3 protein-coding genes are annotated in these 2,323 nt (G+C 38.7%); all 3 read right to left on the bottom strand.

Translation table 11 applies throughout. From position 1 onward, the window contains the following. On the bottom strand, positions 1 to 879 hold an 879-nt coding region (locus ACEW8O_RS15610; protein WP_373495554.1), incomplete at its 3' end, for a ribonuclease E/G. A gap of 180 nt (positions 880 to 1,059) precedes the next feature. Beyond that, on the bottom strand, positions 1,060 to 1,878 hold the full coding sequence (locus ACEW8O_RS15605) for a tetratricopeptide repeat protein (RefSeq protein ID WP_373495553.1): 819 nt from the start codon (positions 1,876 to 1,878) through the stop codon (positions 1,060 to 1,062). 21 nt (positions 1,879 to 1,899) lie between these two features. Then, a complete protein-coding gene (locus tag ACEW8O_RS15600; RefSeq protein WP_373495552.1) occupies positions 1,900 to 2,208 on the bottom strand; it encodes an HU family DNA-binding protein in 309 nt (102 codons plus the stop codon). Positions 2,209 to 2,323 lie beyond the last annotated feature (115 nt).

Below are 2,323 nucleotides of genomic sequence, written 5' to 3'. Positions count from 1 at the left end.
CTTCTCTATTCCAAAATTTTCAAAGAGCTTCGCTTTTCCGTTGTAAAGCTTAACAATTTTTTCCTTTTCAGGGGCAATAGATCTGATGTAAGACCTGATTTGATCATAGATCAATTCATCCTCTACGGTGATTGCATCGAAAGATTCATTGAGCAGGTCTCTAATGATAGAGGAAGCCATGCTCATTTCTCCGATTACCTTGTCGCGTCCTTTTGCTTTGGCCAGCTTTTTCATGCCATCTTCCCAAGTAGTGTAAAGGTTTCTCAGGTCTTTGTCAAGTTCTGTGACTGACTGACCTTCTGCTACTGTTCTGATAATGACACCAAAATTGGCCGGTTTGATAGAAGTGATTAAGCGGACCAGTCTTTTTCTCTCATCCGCACTGCGTATTTTTTTTGATACGTTGACAGTGTCGGAAAAGGGTACTAGGACAATGTATCGACCGGCAATGGAGAGCTCACACGATAATCTAGGCCCTTTGGTAGAGATGGGTTCTTTGACCACCTGCACCAATACCTGATTTCCTTTTGAAAGGACATTGGAAATCTTTCCAAGCTTTTCAATATCAGGCTCTTTGACAAAACCCTTTAGGTTAAGATTGGAATAATTATTATTGCGTACCAGTTTTGTAAACTTGTTGAGGCTGTTGATCTGAGGACCCAAATCCTGATAATGCAGGAAAGCATCCTTTTCATAACCTACATCAATGAAAGCTGCGTTGAGCCCATTGACAATTTTACGGACAGTACCCAAATAAATATCTCCGACCTTAAACTGATTTTCTCCACCTTCTGAGTGGATTTCGACCAGGCTTTTATCTTTGAGAAGGGCAATACGACTACCGGTTGGAGCAGAATCAATTAATAATTCTGTGCTCAATCGTGTCTGGTTTATATGTTAATGAACGTTTACTTTAAAAACTCAAAAAGAAGAAGTGAATTACTTCTTCTTATGTCTGTTTTTTCTAAGTCTCTTTTTTCGCTTGTGCGTAGAGATCTTATGTCTTTTTCTTTTTTTACCGCATGGCATAGTTTTAAAGATTTAAAGTGGAACAATTATTTATAGCCTTTCCAGGTAGCTCTCCACACTTGCCAAAACCATTGGGTCTGAGTTCATGTTTTGTACCAACTGAAATTGCTTTTTTGCTTTGTTGTTTTGTTTGGACTCGAAATAACTCACTCCAAGATAAAACTGACCTTGGAGATTTTCAGGATGGTAACGTACCAATTCCTCAAAGCGTTCCGCTGCCCTTTTATATTGGCCTGACTGCATGGACAATACACCCATATTGAAGAGACCGTCTTCATTGGTTGGATCCTCCTCCAAAATTTCCCTCAGCATGGTTATTCCCTGCATTGGATTGGAAGAAGACACATAAGTCATCGCCACTTTTGTTTTCAGGTCCAGACGTTTTGGATCTTTTTCCAAAACTTTGTTTAAGTAGGTTTTGGCCTTATCTGCCAAAAAAGCTACTTTTTGTTCATTCATGGCAAAACTGTAGGCATCATAGTAAGCAGTTCCTGCTTTTTCCCAACTTTCTACTGTTTCGGTTTTGACAGCGGCTTTTTCCAAGAAAAAAGCCGCACTGTCATATTTTCCCGATTTGGTGTATAATGATGCTACTTCCTCTGCCAAAGATGCGTATTTTTCCTTACTTTCTGCTTTTTCCAAATCGGAAGTCAGCGTATTGATACTATTCCTTTCCTCTAATCCCAATGGGGCATCGTGGATTTCCTCCACATTTGCATCTTGCCTGTTCTCCCCTTCGCTGATGACAGCGTTTCCTTCATCATTGTCTATAATAAATCTGGGTAGGGAAAATAGAACTACAATACATGCTATCCCAAGGACTGAAATTATGATCTGGGACTTTTTCATAAGGAAAAACTGCTCTCAGGATTAATCCTGAGGAGCAAGTTCTTTGATTTTTTTACTGTTCTTGATTTTCTCAACAAACACTTTAGAAGGTTTGAAGGCCGGAACATAATGCTCATCGATTACAATGGCTGTGTTTTTAGAGATGTTACGTGCGATTTTCTTGGCTCTCTTCTTGTTGATGAAACTTCCGAAACCTCTTACGTAAATGTTATCCCCCTCTGCCATGGAATCTTTTACTACTTTGAAGAATGCCTCAATTGTTTGAGCCACATCGTCTTTCTGAATTCCAGTTTTGTCTGAAATTTTGGTGATTACTTCTGCTTTAGTCACTGTATGATGAATTTAAATTATTTTCTAATAAGCTTAACGACCTATTAACCAACTGTTTTTGGGACTGCAAATTTACAGGAAGCATTTCAATATAAAAACAAAATGTTCAAAATTA

The organism is Aquiflexum sp. (genome assembly GCF_041749095.1).
Lineage (GTDB): Bacteria > Bacteroidota > Bacteroidia > Cytophagales > Cyclobacteriaceae > Aquiflexum.
Note: the sequence above shows the minus strand (reverse complement) of the source record. Positions and strands in the feature narration are given on the sequence as shown.